The 22,607-nt window shown below is 71.0% G+C and carries 18 protein-coding genes; 11 read left to right on the top strand and 7 right to left on the bottom strand.

Annotation, left to right across the window (positions count from 1 at the left end; all coding sequences use genetic code 11):
- The first annotated feature begins 110 nt into the window (after positions 1-110).
- On the top strand, positions 111-1,721 hold the full coding sequence (locus G9272_RS34175) for an alpha/beta hydrolase (RefSeq protein WP_171400083.1): 1,611 nt from the start codon (positions 111-113) through the stop codon (positions 1,719-1,721).
- On the opposite strand, the gene hemQ is transcribed toward G9272_RS34175, so the two are convergent.
- Both hemQ and hemG read right to left on the bottom strand, forming a co-directional pair.
- On the bottom strand, positions 1,722-2,453 hold the full coding sequence (hemQ, locus tag G9272_RS34170; protein ID WP_171400082.1) for a hydrogen peroxide-dependent heme synthase: 732 nt from the start codon (positions 2,451-2,453) through the stop codon (positions 1,722-1,724).
- Between the two features lie 5 nt (positions 2,454-2,458).
- Entirely contained in the window at positions 2,459-3,922 is a 1,464-nt protein-coding gene (gene hemG / locus G9272_RS34165) for a protoporphyrinogen oxidase (RefSeq protein WP_171400081.1), read from the bottom strand.
- 159 nt (positions 3,923-4,081) lie between these two features.
- Here hemG and G9272_RS34160 point away from each other — a divergent pair, with 159 nt between their 5' ends.
- Complete coding sequence (locus G9272_RS34160; RefSeq protein WP_171400080.1) at positions 4,082-5,140, top strand: DUF4349 domain-containing protein; 1,059 nt, start codon at positions 4,082-4,084, stop codon at positions 5,138-5,140.
- Between the two features lie 27 nt (positions 5,141-5,167).
- Complete coding sequence (locus tag G9272_RS34155; protein WP_171400079.1) at positions 5,168-6,550, top strand: FAD-dependent oxidoreductase; 1,383 nt, start codon at positions 5,168-5,170, stop codon at positions 6,548-6,550.
- 85 nt (positions 6,551-6,635) lie between these two features.
- Here the strand turns inward: G9272_RS34155 and G9272_RS34150 are convergent, their stop codons facing one another.
- A complete protein-coding gene (locus G9272_RS34150; RefSeq protein ID WP_171400078.1) occupies positions 6,636-6,905 on the bottom strand; it encodes a hypothetical protein in 270 nt (89 codons plus the stop codon).
- 126 nt (positions 6,906-7,031) lie between these two features.
- Between G9272_RS34150 and G9272_RS34145 the strand changes: the two genes are divergently transcribed.
- Positions 7,032-7,844, top strand: a complete 813-nt coding sequence (locus G9272_RS34145; RefSeq protein WP_171400077.1) for a rhomboid family intramembrane serine protease — start codon at positions 7,032-7,034, stop codon at positions 7,842-7,844.
- Positions 7,845-7,850: 6 nt separating this feature from the next.
- On the opposite strand, the gene hemE is transcribed toward G9272_RS34145, so the two are convergent.
- Positions 7,851-8,918 carry a uroporphyrinogen decarboxylase gene (gene hemE, locus G9272_RS34140; protein WP_171400076.1) on the bottom strand — a complete coding sequence of 356 codons (1,068 nt, stop codon included), beginning with the start codon at positions 8,916-8,918 and terminating at the stop codon, positions 7,851-7,853.
- A gap of 239 nt (positions 8,919-9,157) precedes the next feature.
- Between hemE and G9272_RS34135 the strand changes: the two genes are divergently transcribed.
- From G9272_RS34135 to G9272_RS34125, 3 genes are all read left to right on the top strand, one after another.
- On the top strand, positions 9,158-9,784 hold the full coding sequence (locus tag G9272_RS34135) for a DUF3000 domain-containing protein (protein WP_437184332.1): 627 nt from the start codon (positions 9,158-9,160) through the stop codon (positions 9,782-9,784).
- A 243-nt stretch (positions 9,785-10,027) separates the two neighbouring features.
- Positions 10,028-10,687: a helix-turn-helix transcriptional regulator gene (locus G9272_RS34130; RefSeq protein ID WP_020125228.1), complete on the top strand. Its 660-nt coding sequence runs from the start codon at positions 10,028-10,030 to the stop codon at positions 10,685-10,687.
- A 193-nt stretch (positions 10,688-10,880) separates the two neighbouring features.
- Entirely contained in the window at positions 10,881-12,167 is a 1,287-nt protein-coding gene (locus G9272_RS34125; RefSeq protein ID WP_171400074.1) for a ribonuclease D, read from the top strand.
- Between the two features lie 98 nt (positions 12,168-12,265).
- On the opposite strand, the gene G9272_RS34120 is transcribed toward G9272_RS34125, so the two are convergent.
- Genes G9272_RS34120 through G9272_RS34110 form a run of 3 tightly spaced genes read right to left on the bottom strand, consistent with a single transcriptional unit; the run spans position 12,266 to position 15,386 of the window.
- Positions 12,266-13,096 (bottom strand): carbohydrate ABC transporter permease, encoded by an 831-nt coding sequence (locus tag G9272_RS34120; protein WP_171400073.1) that lies wholly within the window; start codon positions 13,094-13,096, stop codon positions 12,266-12,268.
- Positions 13,093-14,067, bottom strand: a complete 975-nt coding sequence (locus G9272_RS34115; protein WP_171400072.1) for a carbohydrate ABC transporter permease — start codon at positions 14,065-14,067, stop codon at positions 13,093-13,095. The genes G9272_RS34120 and G9272_RS34115 overlap by 4 nt, the downstream gene beginning before the upstream one ends.
- Positions 14,067-15,386: an ABC transporter substrate-binding protein gene (locus tag G9272_RS34110; RefSeq protein ID WP_171400071.1), complete on the bottom strand. Its 1,320-nt coding sequence runs from the start codon at positions 15,384-15,386 to the stop codon at positions 14,067-14,069. Before G9272_RS34110 ends, G9272_RS34115 begins: the two co-directional genes overlap by 1 nt.
- Before the next feature lie 181 nt (positions 15,387-15,567).
- On the opposite strand from G9272_RS34110, the gene G9272_RS34105 reads away from it, so the two are divergent.
- The 4 genes from G9272_RS34105 (at position 15,568) to G9272_RS34090 (ending at position 22,517) form a co-directional block, all read left to right on the top strand.
- Positions 15,568-17,976 carry a glycoside hydrolase family 2 protein gene (locus tag G9272_RS34105; RefSeq protein WP_171400070.1) on the top strand — a complete coding sequence of 803 codons (2,409 nt, stop codon included), beginning with the start codon at positions 15,568-15,570 and terminating at the stop codon, positions 17,974-17,976.
- Positions 17,973-19,010, top strand: coding sequence for a LacI family DNA-binding transcriptional regulator (locus G9272_RS34100; RefSeq protein ID WP_171400069.1), 1,038 nt, complete (start codon positions 17,973-17,975; stop codon positions 19,008-19,010). Before G9272_RS34105 ends, G9272_RS34100 begins: the two co-directional genes overlap by 4 nt.
- 157 nt (positions 19,011-19,167) lie before the next feature.
- Positions 19,168-20,394 (top strand): thiolase family protein, encoded by a 1,227-nt coding sequence (locus G9272_RS34095; protein WP_171400068.1) that lies wholly within the window; start codon positions 19,168-19,170, stop codon positions 20,392-20,394.
- A complete protein-coding gene (locus G9272_RS34090) occupies positions 20,391-22,517 on the top strand; it encodes a 3-hydroxyacyl-CoA dehydrogenase NAD-binding domain-containing protein (protein WP_171400067.1) in 2,127 nt (708 codons plus the stop codon). Before G9272_RS34095 ends, G9272_RS34090 begins: the two co-directional genes overlap by 4 nt.
- Positions 22,518-22,607: the final 90 nt, after the last annotated feature.

Genomic DNA, 22,607 nt, shown 5'->3' with positions numbered 1-22,607 from the left:
GGGGGGCGCACAAGGGGCATTGCCGCCGACACCCGCCGATGGTGCTTGCCTTCCCCCACGGTCGAACCAAACATCCCTTTTGTCGCCGCCGTGCACCGAAGGGACACCCGATGAGAGCCGCCGCCCTCCACTCGGCCGCAGGAGCCCTCCTCCTGACCGCCCTCTCCGCCGTCCCGGCGGGCGGCGCCCCGAACGCCGGCGGCCTGTCCGGCTCGCCCGGTGTCGCACTGGCCGCCGCGCGGGCCGCGGCGAAGGGCGTCGACTTCGGGAACTGCTCCGACGCGCAGGACCTGCCCGGCAGCATGCAGTGCGGCACGGTCTCCGTCCCGCTCGACTACGCGGCCCCGAACGGCAAGCAGATCGAGCTCACCGTCAGCCGGGTGCGGGCCACCCACCGGGACCCGCACAACAGCAAGCGCCGGGTGCCCCGGCAGGGCGCGCTGGTCTTCAACCCGGGCGGTCCCGGCGGCTCGGGCCTGTACTTCCCGCTGATCGGGCTGCTGCCGGAGTGGAAGCGCATCGGGGCGGCCTACGACCTCGTCGGCTACGACCCGCGCGGGGTCGGCCGTTCGGCGCCCCTGTCCTGTCAGGACCCCAAGCGCTTCTTCAAGGGCCCCGTCCCGGCCCCGGACCACCCCTCGGAGTCGTACAAGCGGGAGCGCATCGCGCAGGCGAAGGCGTACGCACAGGGCTGTGCGAAGCGGACGGGCAGCGCCCTGCGGCACTACAACTCGCTCAACAACGCCCGTGACCTGGACGTGCTGCGCGCCGCGCTCGGCGAGGAGCGGCTGACCTTCATGGGGGCGTCGTACGGCACCTACTTCGGAGGGGTCTACGCGACACTGTTCCCCTCCCACGTGCGGCGGATGGTGTTCGACGCGGCCGTGAACCCGGACCCGGCGCAGATCTGGTACCGCAACAACCTCGACCAGTCGGCGGCGTTCGAGAGCCGATGGACGGACTTCCGGGAGTGGATCGCGAGGCACGACGACGTGTACGGCCTGGGCGGCACGGCGGAGGCGGTGCTGACCAGCTACGAGCGGGCGCGCGCCCGGCTGGCCGCGGAGCCGGCCGGCGGGAAGGTGGGGCCGGGACAGCTCCAGGGCGCGTTCCTCCAGGCCGGGTACTACGACGACTACTGGCCCGCCCGGGCGCAGGCGCTGTCGGAGTATCTGAAGGGCGATCCGAAGCAGCTGATCGCGCAGGCCGGGCCGGTGCGGGAGGCCGCCGCGCAGGCGGAGAACGCCAATGCCGCGTACACGGCCGTGGAGTGCAACGACGCGTCCTGGCCGACGGACTGGAGGGTGTGGGACCGCGACAACACACGGCTGGCGCGCGTCGCGCCGTTCGAGACGTGGGACAACGTGTGGGCGAACCTGCCGTGCGCGTACTGGCCGGCGCCCCGGCAGCAGCCGGTCGACGTGCGGACCGGTCCGGGCGAGCTGCCGCCGACGCTGATCCTGGCCGCCGAGCGGGACGCGGCGGCGCCCTATGCCGGGGCGCTGGAGATGCACCGGCGGCTGACGGGCTCGGTGCTGGTGACCGAGCGGGACGCCGGCACGCACGGCATCGCGGGCGGCCCGAACCGGTGCGTCAACGGCCACTTGGAGGCGTACCTGCTGGAGGGCCGGCTCCCGGTGCGGCGCGCGGCCTGCGCACCGCACCCGGAACCCGAGCCGACGGTCGCCCCCGCGGAACGCGCCGCCCGGCCGGGGCGCTGATCAGGCGAGGCCCGCGACCAGCTCCGTGAGGTCCTTGCGACGGCCCGTGTAGAACGGGACCTCCTCGCGGACGTGCATGCGGGCCTCCGAGGCGCGCAGGTGGCGCATGAGGTCGACGATGCGGTACAGCTCGTCGGCCTCGAAGGCCAGGATCCACTCGTAGTCGCCCAGCGAGAACGAGGCGACGGTGTTGGCGCGGACGTCCGGGTAGCCGCGGGCCATCTTGCCGTGGTCGGCGAGCATGCGGCGACGGTCCTCGTCGGGCAGCAGGTACCAGTCGTAGGAGCGCACGAAGGGGTAGACGCTCACGTAGTTGCGGGGCGTCTCGTCGGCGAGGAACGCCGGGATGTGCGAGCGGTTGAACTCGGCGGGGCGGTGCAGCGCCATGTTCGACCAGACCGGCTCCAGGGCGCGGCCGAGCCGGGTGCGGCGGAAGAGGTTGTACGCCTCCTGGAGCTGGTCGGCGGTCTCGGCGTGCCACCAGATCATGACGTCGGCGTCGGCGCGCAGGCCGGACACGTCGTACGTGCCGCGGATCGTCACGTCCTTGGCGGCGAGCTGGTCGAACAGCTCCTGGACCTCGTCGGCGTAACCCGCGCGGTCCTCGGGCAGCACGTCCTTCAGCTTGAAGACGGACCACAGCGTGTAGCGGATGACCTCGTTGAGGTCCTTGGCCAGCTTGCCCTTGTTCGGGACCCTGCCGGACTCGGTGGTGGGGGCGTCGTCGCTCATGGCTCTCATTCTCCCGCTCCGCCGTGCAGATTTTGCACCGGGTTGGCCGCGAGCTCCCGTACGGCGCTCAGGTCGCCGCCGAGCTGGTCGACCGCCGCGTACGCGCTCGCGATGCAGGCCGGGATGCCCACGCCGTCGTACTGGGCGCCGCAGACCGCGAGGCCGGGGAGCTCGGCGACGTGCTCGCGGATGCGGGCCACGCGCGTGTGGTGGCCGACCGGGTACTGGGGCAGGCCGTCCGTCCAGCGGGTGACGCGGGTTTCGAGGGGCGTGGCGTCCAGGCCGGTGGCGGCGCGCAGGTCGTGCCGGGAGACGTCGACGAGGTCGGCGTCCTCGCGACCCAGGATCTCCGTCTCGCCGTACCGCCCCACGGAGGTGCGCAGCACGACCGTGTCCGGGTTCTCGTCGGCGATCCAGCCCCACTTCTGGGAGGCGAAGGTGGACGCCTTGATGGTGCGTCCGTCGACGGGCGGGACGAGGAAACCGCTGCCGTCGGGCAGGGCGTCTGCGGTGTTGGCGCGCCGGTAGGCGAGGGTGATCAGGGCCATGGAGGCGTACTCCACCGTGCGCAGTGCGGCGGCGGCCTCGGGGGACTCGGCGGCCAGCAGCGCGGCGGCGGCCGGCGCGGGCACGGCGACGACCACGGCGTCGGCGTGCAGCACCCGCTCCCCCGCGGTGACGTGCCAGCCTCCGCCGGGCGCGCGGCGCAGTCCGGTCACGGGTACGCGCGTGTGGATCTCGCCGCCGCGTGCCTCCACGGACTCCGCGACCGCGAGCGGCAGGGAGCCCACGCCGCCCTCGACGCCCATGAACACCGGGCCGGTCTGCTGGCCGGCGGCGGCCTTCGCCTGGATCTCGCGGACCGCCTCCGTCAGCGAGGTGTGGGTCCGTGCCGCCTGGTAGAGCTGCGGGACGGCGGAGCGCATCGAGATCCGGTAGGCGTCACCGGCGTACACCCCGCCGAGCAGCGGTTCGACGAGGCGGTCGACGACCTCGCGGCCCAGGCGCGCCGCCACGTACTCCCCGACGGCCACGTCGTCCCCGACCTCGGTGCGGGGCAGGTCGGCGTCGCGCTCGATCCGGGCGAGCCCCTCGTCGGAGAGGACTCCGGCGAGGGCGGTCGCCGCGCCGGGCACGCCCATGACGTGGCCCTTGGGCATGGGGCGCAGCGCGCCGCGGGTCCAGATCGAGGCCGTCGCGGTGGCCGGCGACCGAAGGCGGTCGGAGAGGCCCACCTCGCGCGCGAGAGCGACCGCCTCGGGCCGGCGGGCCAGCATCGACTCGGCGCCGAGGTCCACGCGCACGCCCGCGATCTCGCCGGGCAGCAGCTTGCCTCCCACCCGGCCGGAGGCCTCGAGGACGGTCACCCGCGCCCCGCGCTCCAGCAGCCTGTGGGCGGCGGCCAGCCCGGCGATCCCGGCTCCGATGACGACGACGTGCTGCCCCGTGCCCGCACCCGTTGAGCTCATGCGTCCACTCTCTCAGACCCCACTGACACCCCCGCCGCGCCCCGGTGTCCTCTCCGCGTCCCGACCGTGACCTCTTCGGAACCGATCCCCGCCAACGTTTCGGCCCGCCCGGGCGTCGAAGGGGCGTCAGGTTGTCAGAAGCTCGGGGGGTACACCCACATGCGCACACGACGTTCCGCAGGACGCTCCGTACGACGTTCCGCACGGCCGGCCCACGCCCTGGCCGCGATCTCGCTGGCCGCGGCCCTCGCGCTCACCGGGTGCGGCGGCGCGGACGACATGGGCGCGAGCAGTACGGCCGACAAGGCCGCGGTCGGAGAGGCCGGCGCCGGGGACGCGGGAGCGGTGCAGGACGGCAAGCAGGGCGCGGGCGCGAGCGGCTCGAAGGCGACCTCCGCACCCGACCTCACCGTCAACCGCATCATCCGCACCGCCTCCCTGACCGTGCAGGTCAAGGACGTGCCGAAGGCCCTGGACGAGGCTCGCGCGACCACCGAGAACGCGGGCGGCTATATCGGCGACGAGACGACCACCCGGGACGAGGACGGCGCCGAGCGCACCCGCGTGGTGCTGCGCGTGCCCGTCGGGAAGTACGACGACGTCCTCGCCGCTCTCCAGGGCTCGGGCAAGCTCCTGGAGCGCACGGCGAAGGCCCAGGACGTCACCGACCAGGTCGTCGACGTCGAGAGCCGCATCACCTCGCAGCGCGCCAGTGTCGCCCGGGTCCGCGAGCTGATGGACCGGGCCACCAAGCTGAGCGACGTGGTCACCCTGGAGGGTGAGTTGAGCAGCCGGGAGTCCGACCTCGAGGCGCTGCTCGCCCAGCAGGCGTCCCTGAAGGACCGCACGAGCCTGGCGACCGTCACGCTGACCCTGTCGGAGAAGCCGGTCGTCGCGGCCGCCGAGGACGACGATCCCGGGTTCGTGGACGCGCTGGCGGGCGGCTGGGACGCGTTCGTGACGATGCTGCGCTGGATCGCCGTCGTGTTCGGCGCGGCGCTGCCGTTCCTGGCGGTGGGCGTCCTGCTCGTGCTGGCGTGGCTGCGGCTGGTGCGACCGCGCCGGCGGGCGGCAGAGGCGAGCCGGGACCGGTTGAGCGTGCCCGGGCAGACCGGAGCCGTGCAGGCGGAGGCCGGGCCGACCGAGGCCCGGCAGGCCGGGCAGGCCGGGCAGGCCGGGCAGGCCGGGGCCGGGACGGGCGAGCCCGAGCAGCGCTGAACTGCGAGTCCCCCGTAGCGTGTTCGCATGAGCATCGAGCGACTGGTGGTGATCGGCGGGGACGCCGCGGGCATGTCCGCGGCGTCCCAGGCCCGCCGTCTGAAGGGGCCCGGGGAGCTGGAGATCGTGGCCTTCGAGCGCGGCCACTTCACGTCCTTCTCGGCGTGCGGCATCCCGTACTGGGTGGGCGGTGACGTCAACGGGCGGGACGATCTGATCGCCCGCACGCCCGAGGAACACCGCGCGCGGGGGATCGACCTGCGGCTGCGCACGGAGGTCACGGAGATCGACGTCGCGGGGCGGCGGGTACGCGCGCGCGCGGTGGATTCCGGGGCGGAGTCCTGGACGTCGTACGACAAGCTCGTCATCGCGACCGGGGCCCGCCCGATCCGGCCGGACATGCCGGGCATGGACGCTCAGGGCGTGCACGGGGTGCAGACCCTGGACGACGGGCAGGCGCTGATCGACACGCTGGCACGCGCGCGTGGGAAGCGGGCCGTGGTCGTGGGGGCGGGTTACATCGGCGTGGAGATGGCCGAGGCGCTCATCAAGCGCGGCTACGAGGTGACGGTCGTCAACCGGGGCAGCGAGCCGATGTCGACCCTCGACCCGGACATGGGGCGGCTGGTGCGCCGGGCCATGGAGGGCCTGGGCATCACCATGGTGAACGACACCGAGGTCATCGCAGTGCGCACCGCCGAGGACGGTCACGTGCGGGCGGTGGTGACCGAGGACGCCGAGTACCCGGCCGACGTGGTGGTGCTGGGCATCGGGGTCCGCCCGGAGACCGGGCTCGCGAAGGCCGCGGGGCTGCCCCTGGGCACTCACGGCGGGCTCCTCACGGACCTGGCGATGCGGGTGCGCGGGCCTCTTGCCGACGGGAGCGTCTGGGCCGGCGGTGACTGCGTCGAGGTCCTGGACCTGGTCTCCGGACAGGAGCGCCACATCGCCCTGGGTACCCATGCGAACAAGCACGGCCAGGTCATCGGCACCAACGTCGGGGGCGGCTACGCCACGTTCCCCGGCGTGGTCGGCACGGCCGTCAGCAAGGTGTGCGATCTGGAGATCGCCCGCACGGGCCTCCGTGAGAAGGACGCCCGTCGCGTCGGTCTCCGGTTCGAAGCGGTCACCATCGAGTCGACCAGCCGCGCCGGCTACTACCCCGGCGCCTCCCCCATGACGGTCAAGATGCTCGCCGAGCGAAGGACGGGCCGTCTGCTGGGCCTCCAGATCGTCGGGCGGGAGGGCGCGGGCAAACGCGTCGACATCGCGGCGGTGGCCTTGACGGCCGGGATGACGGTGGAACAGATGACGGCTCTGGACCTCGGATACGCGCCGCCGTTCTCGCCGGTGTGGGATCCCGTACTGGTGGCGGCGAGAAAGGCATCGGCGAAGGTACGCGACTCCTAGCCGGGCGGGGCGTCGGGCCAACCGGCCCGAGCGGCGCGGGGAGCTGCGCGACCAGCCCCCGCGCACCCGAATCCCGCAACGTTTCTCAAGCGGTTCCACTCAGTCGCGGCAACGCGGAAACCGCCGCGGCGGGCGGCTGCTCGGCGGGCTTGGCATGCGCCGCGGGAGCCGGCCGCGACCGCAGACGGCTGCTGACAGCCTCGTCCAACGTCACCGGCCGCTGCATCTGCGCGGCGAGCCGCCCGGCCTCCTGGCCGAGCCGTGCCACGTCCTCCCAGGGCAGCCGGATCACCAGGGAGATCTCCGCCTCGCCGTCGGGAGTGGCGTGCATCGGGGGAGTAACTCGGTCGTTCATCGCCTGTTCCTCACGTCGTCCCCGCGGCCCGCCTTCCTTCGTGCCGCGAGCAGTTGACGGTTCATACGCGCCCGTGGGGATCCCCGTTCACCGGTTCGCCGAACGGATCGGGGGCAGTACTTCCTTGTGGTCATCCCCGTCCATGACGTGAATCCCGTGCGCCGCACCCCGGTGGTGACGTACGCCCTCATCGCGGCGAACGTCTTCGTCTTCCTGTTCATGCCCGGCCTGTCCGGCTCCACGGCGGGCGACAGCAGCCTGGCCCAGACGTGTCATCTGCACGCCTTCCTGGAGCATTACGCCGCCGTACCACGGGAGTTGATCCACCATCAGCTTCCGCAGCTCGTCCCCACCGGAGACGTGCGCGGCGCGGGCTGTGTGCTGGCCCCGCCGGGCTATGACAAGTCGCCCGCGCTGAGCGTGCTCAGCGCGATGTTCCTGCACGGCGGATGGCTGCACCTGCTGGGCAACATGCTGTTCCTGCTGATCTTCGGCAACAACATCGAGGACCGCATGGGGCACGTGCGCTTCGCCCTCTTCTACGCCGCCTGCGGCTACGCGGCGTCGTACGGTTTCGCCCTGCTCAACGCCGACTCGACCGACCCGCTGATCGGGGCGTCGGGGGCGATCGCGGGGGTGCTGGGCGGGTATCTGGTGCTGTATCCGAAGGCCAGGGTGTGGGTGCTCGTCCCGTTCCTGGTGTTTCTGCCGTTGCGGCTGCCGGCCTGGCTGGTGCTGGGATTCTGGTTCGTGCTCCAGGCGGTGTACTCCTCCGGGGAGGGCGTCTCCGGCGCGGGCACCGTGGCGTACGCGGCGCACGTCGTCGGCTTCCTCGCCGGCATGCTGCTCGCCTGGCCGCTCAAGCCGGGCACGCCCCCGCCGCCGGAGCCGCGCGGTCTGCTGTTCGGCAGACGGGCGCGCCCCCGGCACACCTGGTGAGAGGGGTCAGCGGGCGGTCTGTGTGTGGACGTACTCGACGAGGCGGGTGAGCGCGTCCGGGTCGGTGGACGGCATGACGCCGTGGCCGAGGTTGAAGACGTGGCCCTCGAGGCCGGCGGCCGTGTCGAGGACCTCGCGGGTCTTGGCCTCGACGGCCTCGGTGCCGGCGAACAGGACGGTCGGGTCGAGGTTGCCCTGGAGCGCCTTGCCGGGGCCGACCCGGCGGGCGGCCTCGTCGAGCGGGACGCGCCAGTCGACGCCGACGACGTCCGCCCCGGCCTCGCCCATCAGCCTGAGCAGCTCGCCGGTGCCCACTCCGAAGTGGATGCGCGGGACGCCGTACCCCTCGACCGCGCGGAAGACCTTCGCGGAGGCGGGCAGCACCGAGCGGCGGTAATCGGTCGGGGCGAGCGCGCCGGCCCAGGAGTCGAAGAGCTGGACGGCGCTGGCGCCCGCCTCGATCTGCACCTTCAGGAAGGCGGAGGTGATCTCCGCGAGGCGGTCGAGCAGGTCGGCCCAGAGCTCGGGGTCGCCGTACATCATCGCCTTGGCGTTCTCGTACGTGCGGGACGGACCGCCCTCGACGAGGTAGCTCGCGAGGGTGAAAGGAGCGCCCGCGAAACCGATGAGGGGGGTGGCGCCGAGTTCGGCGGTCAGCAGGCCGATGGCCTCGGTGACGTAGGAGACGTCCTCGGGGGTGAGGTCGCGCAGCTGGGCGAGGTCGGCGCGGGTGCGGATCGGGCGCTCGACGACCGGGCCGACACCGGGCTTGATGTCGAGGTCGATGCCGATGGCCTTGAGCGGGACGACGATGTCGCTGAAGTAGATCGCCGCGTCGACGTCGTGCCGGCGGACCGGCTGGAGGGTGATCTCGGTGACCAGCTCGGGCCGCATGCAGGACTCGAGCATCGGAACGCCCTCGCGGACCTTGCGGTACTCCGGCAGTGAGCGCCCGGCCTGCCGCATGAACCACACGGGCGTGTGCGGCACCGGTTCACGCCTGCACGCCTTCAGGAAGGCACTGTCGTAGGTCGCTGTCGGCTGCCGGCCCGCCGGGCTCTCGTTCGCACTCACGACGGCAAGTCTCGCACGACGCCCGAGACGGTGAGCCCGCCCCCTGCCATGCCCACGCCCTGCCCCTGCCCCGTCGGTGTCGTGCGCCTCGGGCGTGCGCGGCCCGTGCGCCTGTTCGCCCAGCGCGCACCCGTCCGCGGGCCGCGCACGGGTGTCTTGCCCTGCGCGAAGGCCCCGTTCCCCTTAATCTTCCCCGCATGGCTGCGGCTCAGGGACGACTGTCGGACGGCGCTGGCGGGATGGATGACGCGAACGAGGGGGACCCGGATGGGACCAGGTCGGCTCCACCGCCCTTCCGGGCGGCCGTCGACCAACTGAGGGCGGCCCGGCTGCGGCCGCAGATCGAGGTGGAGCCGACACCGGCCCCCAAACGGCTCGCCCCGTTCGCGTACGCGCTGGAGGCGACGGTCGTGGACGGCGACCAGGACCTGGCCGACGGCCGGCTGGTGCTGCTGCACGACCCGGCCGGGCACGACGCCTGGCGCGGAACGTTCCGGCTGGTGACCCTCGTCCGGGCCGAACTGGAGCCGGAGATGGCCGCGGACCCGCTGTTGCCGGAGGTGTGCTGGTCGTGGCTGACCGGCGCGCTCCAGGCGCGCGGGCTGACGTACGGCGAGCCGAGCGGGACCGTCACGCGCGCGAGTTCGCACTACTTCGGCGGGCTGGCGGAGCGCCCGGCGACCTCGCAGATCGAGATCAGGGCCTCCTGGACGCCGCGCGAGGGGCTGGGCGGGATCCCGGAGGCGGGGGCGCACCTGGCGTCCTGGTGCGATCTGCTGGCGCAGGTGGCCGGGCTGCCGCCGGCCGGTCCGGGGGACGCGTCGGTGGTGACGCTGCCGCAGCGCAGGGGGCCCCAGTCACGTTGACCATCTCTTTGTCGATACGGCCATTTTCGATCCCGTAAGACACCCACTTAAACCGACTCGATCTTCGGATGATCGATCGCGTGTCCGAATTGCACGTATTGTTACTCACTAGATCGTGATCATTCTCTAAAGGACCCCGGGTTCGCTGCCGAAGACGACTGTGACCTTGAAAGCACGGTTCGTCCCGGCTTCCTCCCCACAAGCCCCGCGAGCCGGCCCCCCGTCCCCCACCCAGGAGGCCTGGTGTCCGTTCTCCTCGAGCAGCCCGCAAGCCTGGTCGCCTACCGCCCGAACAAGCCCACCGCCATGGTGGTCGTGGCCGACCCGCGCGTCCGCTCCACCGTCACCCGCCATCTGTGGGCGCTCGGTGTGCGCGACGTCATCGAGGCCTCGTCCATCGCGGAGGCTCGTCCCCGCATCGGCAACCCCCGCGACATCTGCGTCGCCGACGTCCACCTGCCCGACGGCTCCGGCCTCACCCTTCTGTCCGAGACCCGTGCCGCGGGCTGGCCCAACGGCCTCGCCCTCTCCGCCGCCGACGACATCGGCGCCGTGCGCAACGCCCTCGCGGGCGGCGTCAAGGGCTACGTCGTCACCGGCACCCGCACCAACCTCGGCCTCCCCAGCCGACCCGGTGCCGCCCCCATGGGCTCCGCCGCCCGTCTGCACCGCCGCCCCCCGGGTGCCCCGAGTCACCCGGGCGGCTACCGCGAGCTCTCCGGCCGCGAGGTCGAGGTGCTGCGACTGGTCGCGGAAGGCCAGTCCAACAAGGCGATCGGCGTCTCGATGGGCCTGTCCGCGCTGACCGTCAAGAGCCACCTCGCCCGTATCGCCCGCAAGCTCGGCACGGGCGACCGCGCCGGCATGGTCGCGGTGGCCCTGCGGACCGGCATCATCCACTGACACCCCACCCGGCACCCGGGGATCCACCCCCGGGAACGCCCGTGCCCCCCGGCCCGACTCCTCCCGTCTCTGCCCGGTTTCTTCCCGACCCCTTCCCCTTCGTTCACCGTCCTGACTGGTTTACGACCCTCCGGCGCCCGCCGACGGAACGTTCCGTCGGCGGGCGCCGTCCATACACAGATACCCTTGACAGGTGACCGACGCCCAAGAAACCGCAGCAGCCAGTTCACTGCGAACCACCGGAGGCGCCCCTCCGGACGACGGCGGATCAGCTGATTCCGGGGCGCCGACACCATTGCTCGAACCGCGCGAGGGCATCCCTCCCGTGATCGCGGACGAAGCGGCCCTCGCCGAGGTGATCGCCGCCTTCGCCGCCGGTACCGGCCCCGTCGCCGTGGACGCCGAGCGCGCCTCCGGCTACCGCTACGGACAGCGCGCCTATCTGGTGCAGCTGCGTCGCGAGGGCGCCGGCACCGCGCTGATCGACCCCGTGGGCTGCCCCGACCTCTCCGCGCTCGGCGAGGCCCTGTCCGGCGTGGAATGGGTGCTGCACGCGGCCACCCAGGACCTGCCGTGTCTGCGCGAGATAGGCATGGTGCCGACGCGGTTGTTCGACACCGAGCTGGCCGGACGGCTCGCCGGGTTCCCGCGGGTCGGCCTCGGCGCGATGGTCGAGGGAGTACTGGGCTTCGTCCTCGAGAAGGGCCACTCCGCGGTGGACTGGTCCACCCGGCCGCTGCCCGAGCCCTGGCTGCGGTACGCGGCTCTCGACGTCGAGCTCCTGGTCGACCTGCGCGACGCGCTGGAGAAGGAGCTGGAGCGGCAGGGCAAGCTGGACTGGGCCCGCCAGGAGTTCGACGCCATCGCGTCCGCCCCGCCGGCCGAGCCCCGCAAGGACCCGTGGCGCCGTACGTCCGGCATGCACAAGGTGCGCCGGCGGCGGCAGCTCGGTGTCGTGCGGGAGCTGTGGCAGACGCGGGACCGGATCGCGCAGCGGCGGGACGTGTCGCCGGGCAAGGTGCTGTCGGACGCGGCCATCGTGGAGGCGGCGCTGTCGCTCCCGGTGAACGTGCAGGCGCTGGCCGCGCTGAACGGGTTCGGGCACCGGATGGGCCGGCGGCAGCTGGAGCAGTGGCAGGCGGCGGTCGACCGGGCCAAGGCGCTGAGCGAGGCGCAGCTGCCGCAGCCCGGGCAGCCGGTGGCGGGCCCGCCGCCGCCGCGGGCCTGGGCAGACAAGGACCCCGTGGCGGCGGCGCGGCTGTCCGCGGCGCGGACCGCTGTCTCCGCGCTGGCCGAGGAGCTGAACATGCCGCAGGAGAACCTGATCGCTCCGGACGCGGTGCGGCGGGTCTGCTGGGAGCCTCCGGCCGCCGACGAGGAAGCGGTTGCCGGTGCGCTCACGTCGTACGGGGCGCGGCCGTGGCAGGTGGAGCAGGTCGCTCCGGTGCTCGCTGCGGCGCTGGCCGGCCAGGGTGCCTGACTTCAGCGGCCCGCTCGGGAGGCCTGAGTACGAGCCGCACGAGCGGTGCGCGCTGCACGCGCCGTACGGGCTGCACTGGCTGCACGCGCCGCAAGCGGTTACCTCGTCGCTCCTCTCATGAAACCGTTGTAGATGTATTTCTGGAGGGCGAGGAAGACGATCAGTGTCGGCAGGATGACCAGCACCGCTCCTGCCGAGATCGTTTCCCAGTGGGCTGCGTAGGGGCCCTTGAAGCGGAACAGGGACGTCGAGATCACGCCAAGATCTTGTGAGGGCATGTAGAGGAAGGGGATGTAGAAGTCGTTGTAGACGGCGATCCCCTTCACGATCACGACCGTCGCGATCGCCGGTTTCAGCAACGGAAAGATGATCTTCCGGTAGATCGTGAAGGCGTTGGCGCCGTCGAGGCGGGCGGCCTCGTCGAGGGAGATCGGGATCGAGCGCACGAACTGTAGGAAAATGTAGATCGAGACGATGTCCGTACCCATGTAGAGGGCGATCGGGGCCCAGCGGGTGTCGAACATGCCGAGGCTGTGGACGATCTGGAAGGTGGCCACCTGGGTGGTCACCCCGGGGACCAGCGCGGCGACCAGAAACAGGGCGATCACCAGTTTCCGGAAACGGAAGGTGAACCGGTCGATCGCGTACGCCGTCATCGACCCGATGAGAACGGTTCCGCCGACCGAGACGACGAGGATGAAGGCGGTGTTGCCGAACGCCGTGAGCATTCCGCCGTCCCGGAACGCCGTCACGTAGTTGTGGAAGTTGAGCAGGTCGTGCGGCAGGGTGAGCGCTCCGCTGCCGTTCGCCGTCTCGTTCTCGGTCTTCAGCGAGGTCAGCAGTACGACGCCCAGCGGGAGCAGGACGACCAGCGTCGCGGCGATCAGCGACAGGTACACGAGGGCACGGGCCACGGCACGGCGTGTCATACGAGGTCCACCCTGTCGTCGGGGACGAGACGTCGCTGCACCCAGGTCACCAGCAGGATGATCAGCAGCAGCACGACCGCCGCCGCCGAGGCGAGCCCCGTCTTGTTGAACTGGAAGGCCAGCTTCACGGTCTGGATCACGAAGGTCTCGGTACCGGTCGCCCCGCCGGTCATGATGTACGGGATCTCGAAGGCCGAGAGCGAACCGGAGACGGAGAGGATCACCGTCAGGGTCAGCACCGGCTTGATGCCGGGCAGGATGATGTAGCGGAACTGGTGCCAGCGGCCGGCACCGTCCAGTTCGGCCGCCTCGTACAGCTCCCCCGGGATGGACTGGATCGCGCCGAGGAACAGGACGAAGTTCATGCCGAGGTAGCGCCAGATCGAGACGCCGGCCAGCGAGACGTTCGCCGAGGCCGGGGTGCCCAGCCAGGCGTGGTCGGTGTGGTAGCCGAAGAGGCCGAGGACCGTGTCGAAGGTGCCGCCGTCCTGGAAGAAGTAGAGGAAGACGAAACCGATTGCCACGCCGTTCACCAGGGACGGGAAGAAGAGCACGCCCTTGAAGAAGTTCCGGAAACGGATGCTGAAACTCAGGATCGTCGCGAAGTAGAGCGCGGCGACGATCTGGATCACCGAGGCAACCAGGTAGTAGCCGCTTACCCAGAAGACCTGGAAGAGGTCCTCCCTGGTGAAGATCTCCGTGTAGTTCTCGGCGCCCGTGTAGTGCAGTTCGGGACTCACGCCGTCCCAGTCGGTGAAGCTGTAGGCGACCATGTTGGCGATCGGCGCGTAGGTGAAAGTGATCAGCAGGGCGAGCGGGGCGAGCAGGAACAGCCAGGGGGTCAGCAGCCGCCAGGTGCGCGCCCGGCGCGGGGCCGGCGCGGGAGCCACGCGTTTCGAAACCGGTTTCACGGCCTCGGAGTTCGTCTGTTCGGTGCGGTGCGCCGGGGTGTGCGTGTGCGCGTGCGCCATCAGTCGCTCACGTTCGCTTGCGTCTCGGTCCACTTCTTGCCGAGTCCGCCGAGGAAGTCGTCCAGGCTGCCCTTCTTGGCGCCGCGCGCGAGGTCGACCAGATCCTGGCGGTACTCGGGCTTGTAGATGCCCACCTCGGACTCGTCGTCGATCAGCTTGACCTTCGCGCCCGCCGCGTCGTCCAGTTCGATGAGCTTGACGCCCGCCTGCTCGTACGGCTTCAGCACCTCGGGCATGGCCGCATCCTTGAGCGGGGAGATCGCCAGGTTGTCCTGGTCGTAACCGGACTTGTCGGTGAACCAGTCGATCCAGGCGCGGGCCGCCTCCTTGTGCGGGGAGTGGACGTTCACGGCCTGGTTGTAGTCGGGGCCGACGGTCGCGCAGAAGGTGCCGTCCGTCTGGGCGGGAAACGGCATGAAACCGATGTCGTCCGGGTTCACGCCGGCCTTCTTCGCGGCGTCCTGGAACTGGATGATCGCCCAGGTGCCTAGCCACTGGGTGGCGATCTCGCCCTTGGCCGTCCGGGGTTTGGACTCTTCCCAGTTGCTGGTCGTCGGGTCCTTCTCGGCGAGGCCCTGCTTGACGATGTCGTACAGCAGCGTGTCCCCGACGCGCAGGTCGGAGTTCTCGGCCCAGGGGTCGTCCTCGGCGAGCTTCGTGGTCGCCTGGGGGTCGCAGTGGACGGAGCCGTCGACGTACGTCCACGAGGTCAGGGGCCACTGTGCGGCGAAGTTGGTGTAGTAGGGGATCGCGTCGGTCTTCGTCTTGATCGCCTCCAGGTCGGCGAGGAACTCGGCGGGGGTGGTGGGCCATTCGGTGACTCCCGCCTCCTTCCAGACCCGCTTGTTGTAGACGAAGCCGGGCATCACACCGACCGGGCTCTGGCCGTAGACCTTGCCGTCGACGGTGGTGAAGTCGGTGAAGCGGTACTTCTTGCCGCGTTCGGCGGCGGTGCCGAGGGAGGCGAAGAACTTCGGGTAGTCGTCCTTCTTGATCACCGCGGGGATCAGCAGGACATCGCCGTAGTCGTCCGTGTTCATCCGGATCTTGATCTCGGCCTCGTAGTTGGTGAGGGCCTGGAACTCCACCTTGACCTTGGGATAGGTCTTGTTGAACTCGGCGGCGTACTTCTTCATCGTGCCGTCCTGCACGAGGTCGGTGCGCACGGTGAGGACCGTGATGGTTCCGCTGACCTCGGCGGGGTCGTCGGGCGCCTTGGCGTCCGCGCCCTTCGTGCTGCCTCCGGTGCCGGTGCAGCCCGGGAGCAGCAGGGCGGCTCCCGCGACCGTGGCGAGGATCGTGACTGTACGGCGGTTCATGTGCATCACTTCCGTTCTCGGGATGTTCTCGGGACGGACGAGCACGTGCGGGTTGGTCGAACACGAGCGGGTTGGCTGATTCGGCACTCTGACAGCGCTTTCTCAACCGGTAAAGTCCGATTCCCGCCAACGATGAAGAAGTGGCGCTCAGTTGTGGGCTTGACCGGTTTAGGGAGTGCGCATGCTGGAGGCCTCACCGCTCGACGACGGATGGCAGCTGCGGCACGAGGGAAAGGCGTTCCCGGCCGTGGTGCCGGGCTGTGTGCACACCGATCTGCTCGCCGCCGGGGTGATCCCGGACCCGTTCGTCGGTCTGGGTGAGAAGGAGGTCGCGTGGGTGGGGCGGCGCGAGTGGACGTACGAGAGGGAGCTGCCGGCCGTGCCGTCCGGGCACGAGCAGACCGACCTGGTCTTCGACGGACTCGACACGGTCGCGGAGATCACCCTGAACGGTCAACTCCTCGGTGGGGTGCGGAACATGCACCGCTCGTACCGCTTCGACGTGACGGGGCTCGAGGGGCGGCTGGCCGTCCGGTTCGTCTCGGCCTACGCCGAGGCGGAGGCCGTGCGCGGCAAGGTCGGTGACCGCCCGGCCGCCTACTCCGAGCCGTACCAGTACCTCCGCAAGATGGCGTGCTCGTTCGGCTGGGACTGGGGGCCCACCCTGGTGACGGCGGGGATCTGGCGGCCGGTGCGGGTGGAGCGCTGGTCGACGGCGCGGCTCGCCCGGGTGCGTCCGCTGGTGAACGTCGAAGAGGGGGTCGGGGTCGTAGAGCTGCGGGTGGAGGTGGAGCGGACCCGGGTGGAGGCCGGGCTCACGCTGGAGGCCCGGGTGGCGGGACGGTCGGCGCGGGCCGAGATGACGGGCACCAGCGGTGTCGTGCGCGTCGAGGTGCCGGACGCGGAGCTGTGGTGGCCGCGTGGATACGGCGGGCAGCCGCTGTACGAGGTCGAGTTGACGTTGCATCACGGGAGCTCGCCGCTCGATGTCTGGCGGCGGCGCGTCGGGTTCCGCAGCGTCGGACTGGACACCTCCCCGGACGCCCACGGAACCGGTTTCACCCTCGTCGTCAACGGGGAGCGGCTCTTCGCCAGGGGCGTGAACTGGATCCCGGACGACGTGTTTCCGTCCCGGGTGTCCGGAGAGCGTTACCGGAAGCGGTTGCGACAGGCGGCCGACGCCGGCGTCGATCTGATCCGGGTCTGGGGCGGCGGTATCTACGAGAGCGAGGACTTCTACGACGCCTGCGACGAACTGGGCCTGCTGGTGTGGCAGGACTTCCCGTTCGCGTGCGCGGCCTACCCCGAGGACCAGCCGTTGCGGGGCGAGGTGGAGGCGGAGGCCCGCGAGAACGTCGTCCGGCTGATGCCGCATCCGTCGCTCGTGTTGTGGAACGGCAACAACGAGAACTTGTGGGGGTTCAGGGACTGGGGGTGGGAGGAGCGGCTCGGCGGGGACTCCTGGGGCGAGGGGTACTACCTGGGCGTGCTTCCCCGGGTCGTGGCCGAGTTGGATCCGACGCGGCCGTACACGGCGGGAAGCCCCTGGTCGGGATCGTGGGCGCACCATCCCAATGACCCGGCGCACGGGACGCACCACTCGTGGGAGGTGTGGAACCGGCAGGACTACGCCGAGTACCGGTGCGAAGTACCGCGATTCGTGGCCGAGTTCGGCTGGCAGGCGCCGCCCGCCCACGCGACTCTGCGGCGGGCGCTGCCGGGCGAGGAGCTCGCGGCGGACTCCCCCGGCATGCTGCACCACCAGAAGGCCGAGGACGGCAACGGCAAACTGGAGCGCGGTCTCACCCGCCACTTCGCCGTGCCGGAGGGGGATTTCGACCGTTGGCACTACCTCACGCAGGTCAACCAGGCACGGGCGGTGGCGACCGGGATCGAGCACTGGCGGTCGCACTGGCCGGTGTGCGCGGGCACGATCGTCTGGCAGCTCAACGACTGCTGGCCGGTGACGTCCTGGGCGGCGATCGACGGGGACGGGCGGGAGAAACCGCTGTACCACGAGTTGCGGCGGCTCTATGCGGACCGGTTGCTCACCTTTCAAATGCGGGACAGCGGGCTGGTGTTGGCCGCCGTGAACCAGTCGGGTCAGCCGTGGGCGGGGACGCTGTCGTTGCGGCGGATGTCCGTGGAGGGCGAGGTGTTCGGCGCGGCGAGCGTGGAACTGGCGGTCGGCGCCCGGGTGGTGGACGAGGTGCGGGTGCCGGCCGAGCTGGAGCCGGCCGGGGCGAAGGAGTTCCTGGTGGCCGACGTCTGGGGGTCCCCCCGCTCGGGCGATGCCGAGAGCGGGGAAGGGCTGCGGGCGGTGCGTTTCCCGGTGCCCGACCGTGACATCCCGTACCCGCGGCCGCAGTTCGAGGTGACCGTGGCACCGGGGAGCGTCACGGTCACGGCCCACACCCTCGTACGGGATCTGCTGCTCCAGGCCGACCGGCTGGCGCCGGGGGCTCGGGCCGATCGGGGGCTCGTGACCCTGCTGCCCGGGGAACGGGTGACCATCGGGGTCGAGGGCTGGGAGACTCCGGATGCCGCCGCCGCCCGGGCCGCGCTGTACTGCCAGGAGTCCGCTCGATGACAGCCTCCCCGTCGTCCCGCGTCACCATAAAGGACGTGGCGGCGCGCGCCGGAGTGTCCAAGGGTGCCGTGTCGCTCGCCTTCAACCGCAAGCCGGGACTGTCGGAGGCGACCCGGGACCGGATCTTCGCGGCGGCGCGGGAGTTGGGCTGGGAACCGAACCTCACGGCACGCTCCCTGTCGAGTTCGCGCGTGGACGTGGTGGGGCTCGCGATCTGCCGGCCGGCGCGGATGCTGGGCCTGGAACCGTTCTACATGGAGTTCGTCTCCGGGGTGGAGAGCGTGCTGACCGAGCACTCCTGTTCGCTGCTGCTCAGGCTGGTGCGCACCGTCGAGGAAGAGGCGGGGCTCCTGGAGTCGTGGTGGCGGGGGCGGCAGATCGGCGGCTCGATCCTGGTCGACTTCCGGGCCGACGATCCCCGGGTGGCGGCGGCCGAGCGGCTCGCGATGCCCGTGGTCGCGGTGGGGCACCCCACGCTGACCGGGAGCCTGACGTCCGTGTGGACCGACGACGCGACGGCGGTGACGGAGGCGGTGCGCTATCTCGCGGCGCTCGGGCACCGGCGGATCGCGCGGGTGGGAGGCGCGGCCGCGCTCGGGCACACGGTGATGCGGACCGCCGCCTTCGACGCGGCGGCGCGGACTCTGGGGCTGGCCGGGGCGTGGCAGGTCGCCACGGACTACTCCGGGGAGGCGGGGGCACGGGCGACCCGGTCGATGCTGACCGCCGCTCCGGCGGACCGGCCGACGGCAATCGTTTACGACAACGACATCATGGCGGTGGCCGGGCTGGCCGTGGCGGCCGAGATGGGGCTCGGTGTGCCGGGCGACGTCTCCCTCCTCGCCTGGGACGACTCCCAGCTGTGCCGGCTGACTCATCCGACGCTCTCCGCGATGAGCCATGACGTGCACGGTTTCGGCGCTGAGGCGGCGCGGACGCTGTTCGGCGTGATCACCGGGTCGGGTCCCGGATCGCATCCGGTACCGACGCCCGTCCTGACACCGCGGGGCTCGACGGCGCCGCCGCGGGGCTGAGCGCGAGGTGACCTCGGCCCCGTCCCGGGTGTGACGTTCGCCGCTTGGCCCTCCGGGACTGGGCAGCTACGTTACCCACAAGTAGCATGGGTCCTGAGCGCGCGCTCAGCGCTTGCGTGTCGCAGCAGTGCCATCCCGCACCTGGAGGAGAGCCATCGTGCCTCGTACCGTCAGGGACGTCGTCTTCGTCGACGGCGTCCGTACCCCGTTCGGCAAGGCGGGCCCGAAGGGCATCTACCACGAGACCCGGGCCGACGACCTCGTCGTGAAGGCGATCCGGGAGCTGCTGCGCCGCAACCCCGGTCTCGACCCGAAGAAGATCGACGAGGTCGCCATCGCCGCGACCACGCAGATCGGTGACCAGGGCCTGACCATCGGCCGTACCGCCGGCATCCTGGCCGGTCTGCCGACCTCCGTGCCCGGCTACTCCATCGACCGCATGTGCGCGGGCGCTCTGACGGCCGTCACCGCGGTCGCCGGCTCCGTCGCCTTCGGCGCCTACGACATCGCCATCGCCGGTGGTGTCGAGCACATGGGCCGCCACCCGATGGGCGAGGGCGTGGACCCCAACCCGCGGTTCGTCAGCGAGAAGCTGGTCGACGAGTCCGCCCTGTTCATGGGCATGACCGCGGAGAACCTGCACGACCGCTACCCGCAGATCACCAAGCAGCGCGCCGACGAGTACGCCGTGCGCTCGCAGGAGAAGGCCGCCAAGGCCTACGCGAACGGCAAGATCCAGGCCGACCTGGTGCCGGTCTCGGTCCGCCGCACCAACCCGGACGCCGGTGAGACGGGCTGGGGCCTGGTCACCGCCGACGAGCCGATGCGCCCGGGAACGACGCTGGAAAACCTTTCCGGTCTCAAGACCCCGTTCCGCGTCCACGGCCGGGTCACGGCCGGTAACGCGGCCGGTCTGAACGACGGCGCAACCGCTTCCCTCATCGCGTCCGAGGACTTCGCCCGCGAGAACAACCTGCCGGTCAAGATGCGCCTCGTCTCGTACTCGTTCGCGGGTGTCGAGCCGGAGGTCATGGGCTACGGCCCGATCCCGGCCACGGAGAAGGCGCTGGCCCAGGCCGGTCTGTCCATCTCCGACATCGGCCTCTTCGAGGTCAACGAGGCCTTCGCCGTCCAGGTCCTGGCCTTCCTCGACCACTACGGCATCGCGGACGACGACGAGCGCGTCAACCAGTACGGCGGCGCGATCGCCTTCGGTCACCCGCTGGCCTCCTCCGGCGTCCGTCTGATGACGCAGCTGGCCCGCCAGTTCGAGGAGCAGCCGAACGTCCGCTACGGCCTGACCACCATGTGCGTCGGCTTCGGCATGGGCGCCACCGTCATCTGGGAGAACCCGCACTTCGAGTCCGCCGGAGGCGACAAGTGAGCACCACCGAACTCCTGAAGGGCGCGGCCGAGCTGTTCCCGGACGAGGTCGTCACCCAGGCGCACGTCCGTCACCTGGACCTGCCGTTCGGCGCCGGGCGCTTCGCCCTGATCACGCTCGACAACGGTTTCGACCACACCAAGCCGACCACCTTCGGCCCGCAGTCCCTCGCGAACCTCGACTCCGCGATCGACCAGGTCGAGAAGGAGGCGGCGGCCGGCGAGATCGTCGGTATCGGCGTCACCGGCAAGCCGTTCATCTTCGCCGTCGGCGCGGACCTCAAGGGCGTCGAGCTCCTCAAGGAGCACAAGGACGCGCTCGCCATCGGCAAGGGCGGCCACGAGGTCTTCAAGCGCCTGTCGGGCCTCGCGGTCCCGACCTTCGCGTACTACAACGGCGCGGCGATGGGCGGCGGCGTCGAGGTCGGTCTGCACTGCGCGTACCGCACCGTTTCGAAGGCGCTTCCCGCGTTTTCCCTGCCCGAGGTCTTCCTCGGCCTGGTGCCCGGCTGGGGCGGCTGCACCCTGCTGCCGAACCTGATCGGCGCCGACAAGGCCGTCTCGGTGATCATCGAGAACAGCCTCAACCAGAACAAGCAGCTCAAGGGCCAGCAGGTCTTCGACCTGGGGATCGCCGACGCGATCTTCGAGGGCGCGGACTTCCTGGAGCAGTCGCTGATCTGGACGGCGAACGTCCTCAAGGGCGACGTCGAGGTCGAGCGCCCGGTGATCGACCGCGGTGAGGCCTGGGACCAGGCCGTCGCGCGCGGCCGGTTCGTCGCGGACAGCAAGGTGCACGGCGCGGCCCCGGCCGCCTACCGCGCCCTCGACATCATCGCCGCCGCCAAGAACGGCGACCTCCAGCAGGGCTACGACGCCGAGGACGTCGCGCTCGCCGACCTGATCATGGGTGGCGAACTGCGCGCCGGTATCTACGCGTTCAACCTGGTGCAGAAGCGCGGCAAGCGCCCGGCCGGCGCCCCGGACAAGTCCCTGGCGCGTCCGGTAACCAAGGTCGGCGTCGTGGGCGCGGGCCTGATGGCCTCGCAGCTCGCGCTGCTGTTCCTGCGCCGTCTCGAGGTGCCGGTCGTGCTGACCGACATCGACCAGGAGCGCGTCGACAAGGGTGTGGGCTACGTCCACGCCGAGATCGAGAAGCTGCTCGGCAAGGGCCGCATCAACCAGGACAAGGCCAACCGCCTCAAGGCCCTGGTGACCGGTGTCCTGGACAAGGCCGAGGGCTTCGCCGACGCGGACTTCGTCATCGAGGCCGTGTTCGAGGAGATCGGCGTCAAGCAGCAGGTGTTCGCGGAGGTCGAGGCGGTCGCCCCGGCGCACGCGATCTTCGCCACGAACACCTCCTCGCTGTCGGTCTCCGAGATGGCGTCGAAGCTGAAGAACCCCGAGCGGGTCGTGGGCTTCCACTTCTTCAACCCGGTCGCGATCCTGCCGCTCCTCGAGATCGTCCGGGGCGAGCAGACCGACGACGCCTCGCTGGCCACCGCCTTCGCCGTCGCCAAGAAGCTGAAGAAGACGGCGGTTCTGGTCAAGGACGCCCCGGCGTTCGTCGTGAACCGCATTCTCACCCGTTTCATGGGCGAGGTGCAGAACGTCATCGACGAGGGCACCCCGGTCGAGGTGGCGGAAAAGGCGGTGGAACCGCTCGGCCTGCCGATGTCCCCGCTGGTGCTCCTCGAGCTGGTCGGTCCGGCCATCGGTCTGCATGTCTCGGAAACCCTCAACCGGGCGTTCCCGGACCGTTTCACGGTCTCCCCGAACCTCGCGGCCGTCGTCAAGGCGGGCAAGCGCGGCTTCTACGTCTACGACAGCGGCAAGCCCGAGCTGGACCCCGAGGTCTCCGCGCTCCTGGAGCAGGGCGACACCGTCCTGACCGAGGAGCAGGTGCGGGCGCGCGTCCTGGACGCGGTGGCGCAGGAGATCGGGCTCATGCTCGACGAGGGTGTCGTCGCCGAGGCGCAGGACATCGACCTCTGCCTGATCACGGGCGCCGGCTGGCCCTTCCACCTGGGCGGCATCACGCCGTACCTGGACCGCGAGGGTGTCTCCGAGCGCGTGAACGGCAAGAAGTTCCTGGCGCCGGGCGTGGCCTCGGTTCCGGTGTAACCGTCGTCACCGCTGTAGCCGCCCTGCGGCTTCGGACGTGAAGAGGGCCTCCGCCAGTGGCGGAGGCCCTCTTTCATGCGTTCCCGTCGT

Origin of the sequence: Streptomyces asoensis, from assembly GCF_013085465.1 — a bacterium.
Taxonomy (GTDB): Bacteria; Actinomycetota; Actinomycetes; order Streptomycetales; family Streptomycetaceae; genus Streptomyces; species Streptomyces cacaoi_A.
Note: the sequence above shows the minus strand (reverse complement) of the source record. Positions and strands in the feature narration are given on the sequence as shown.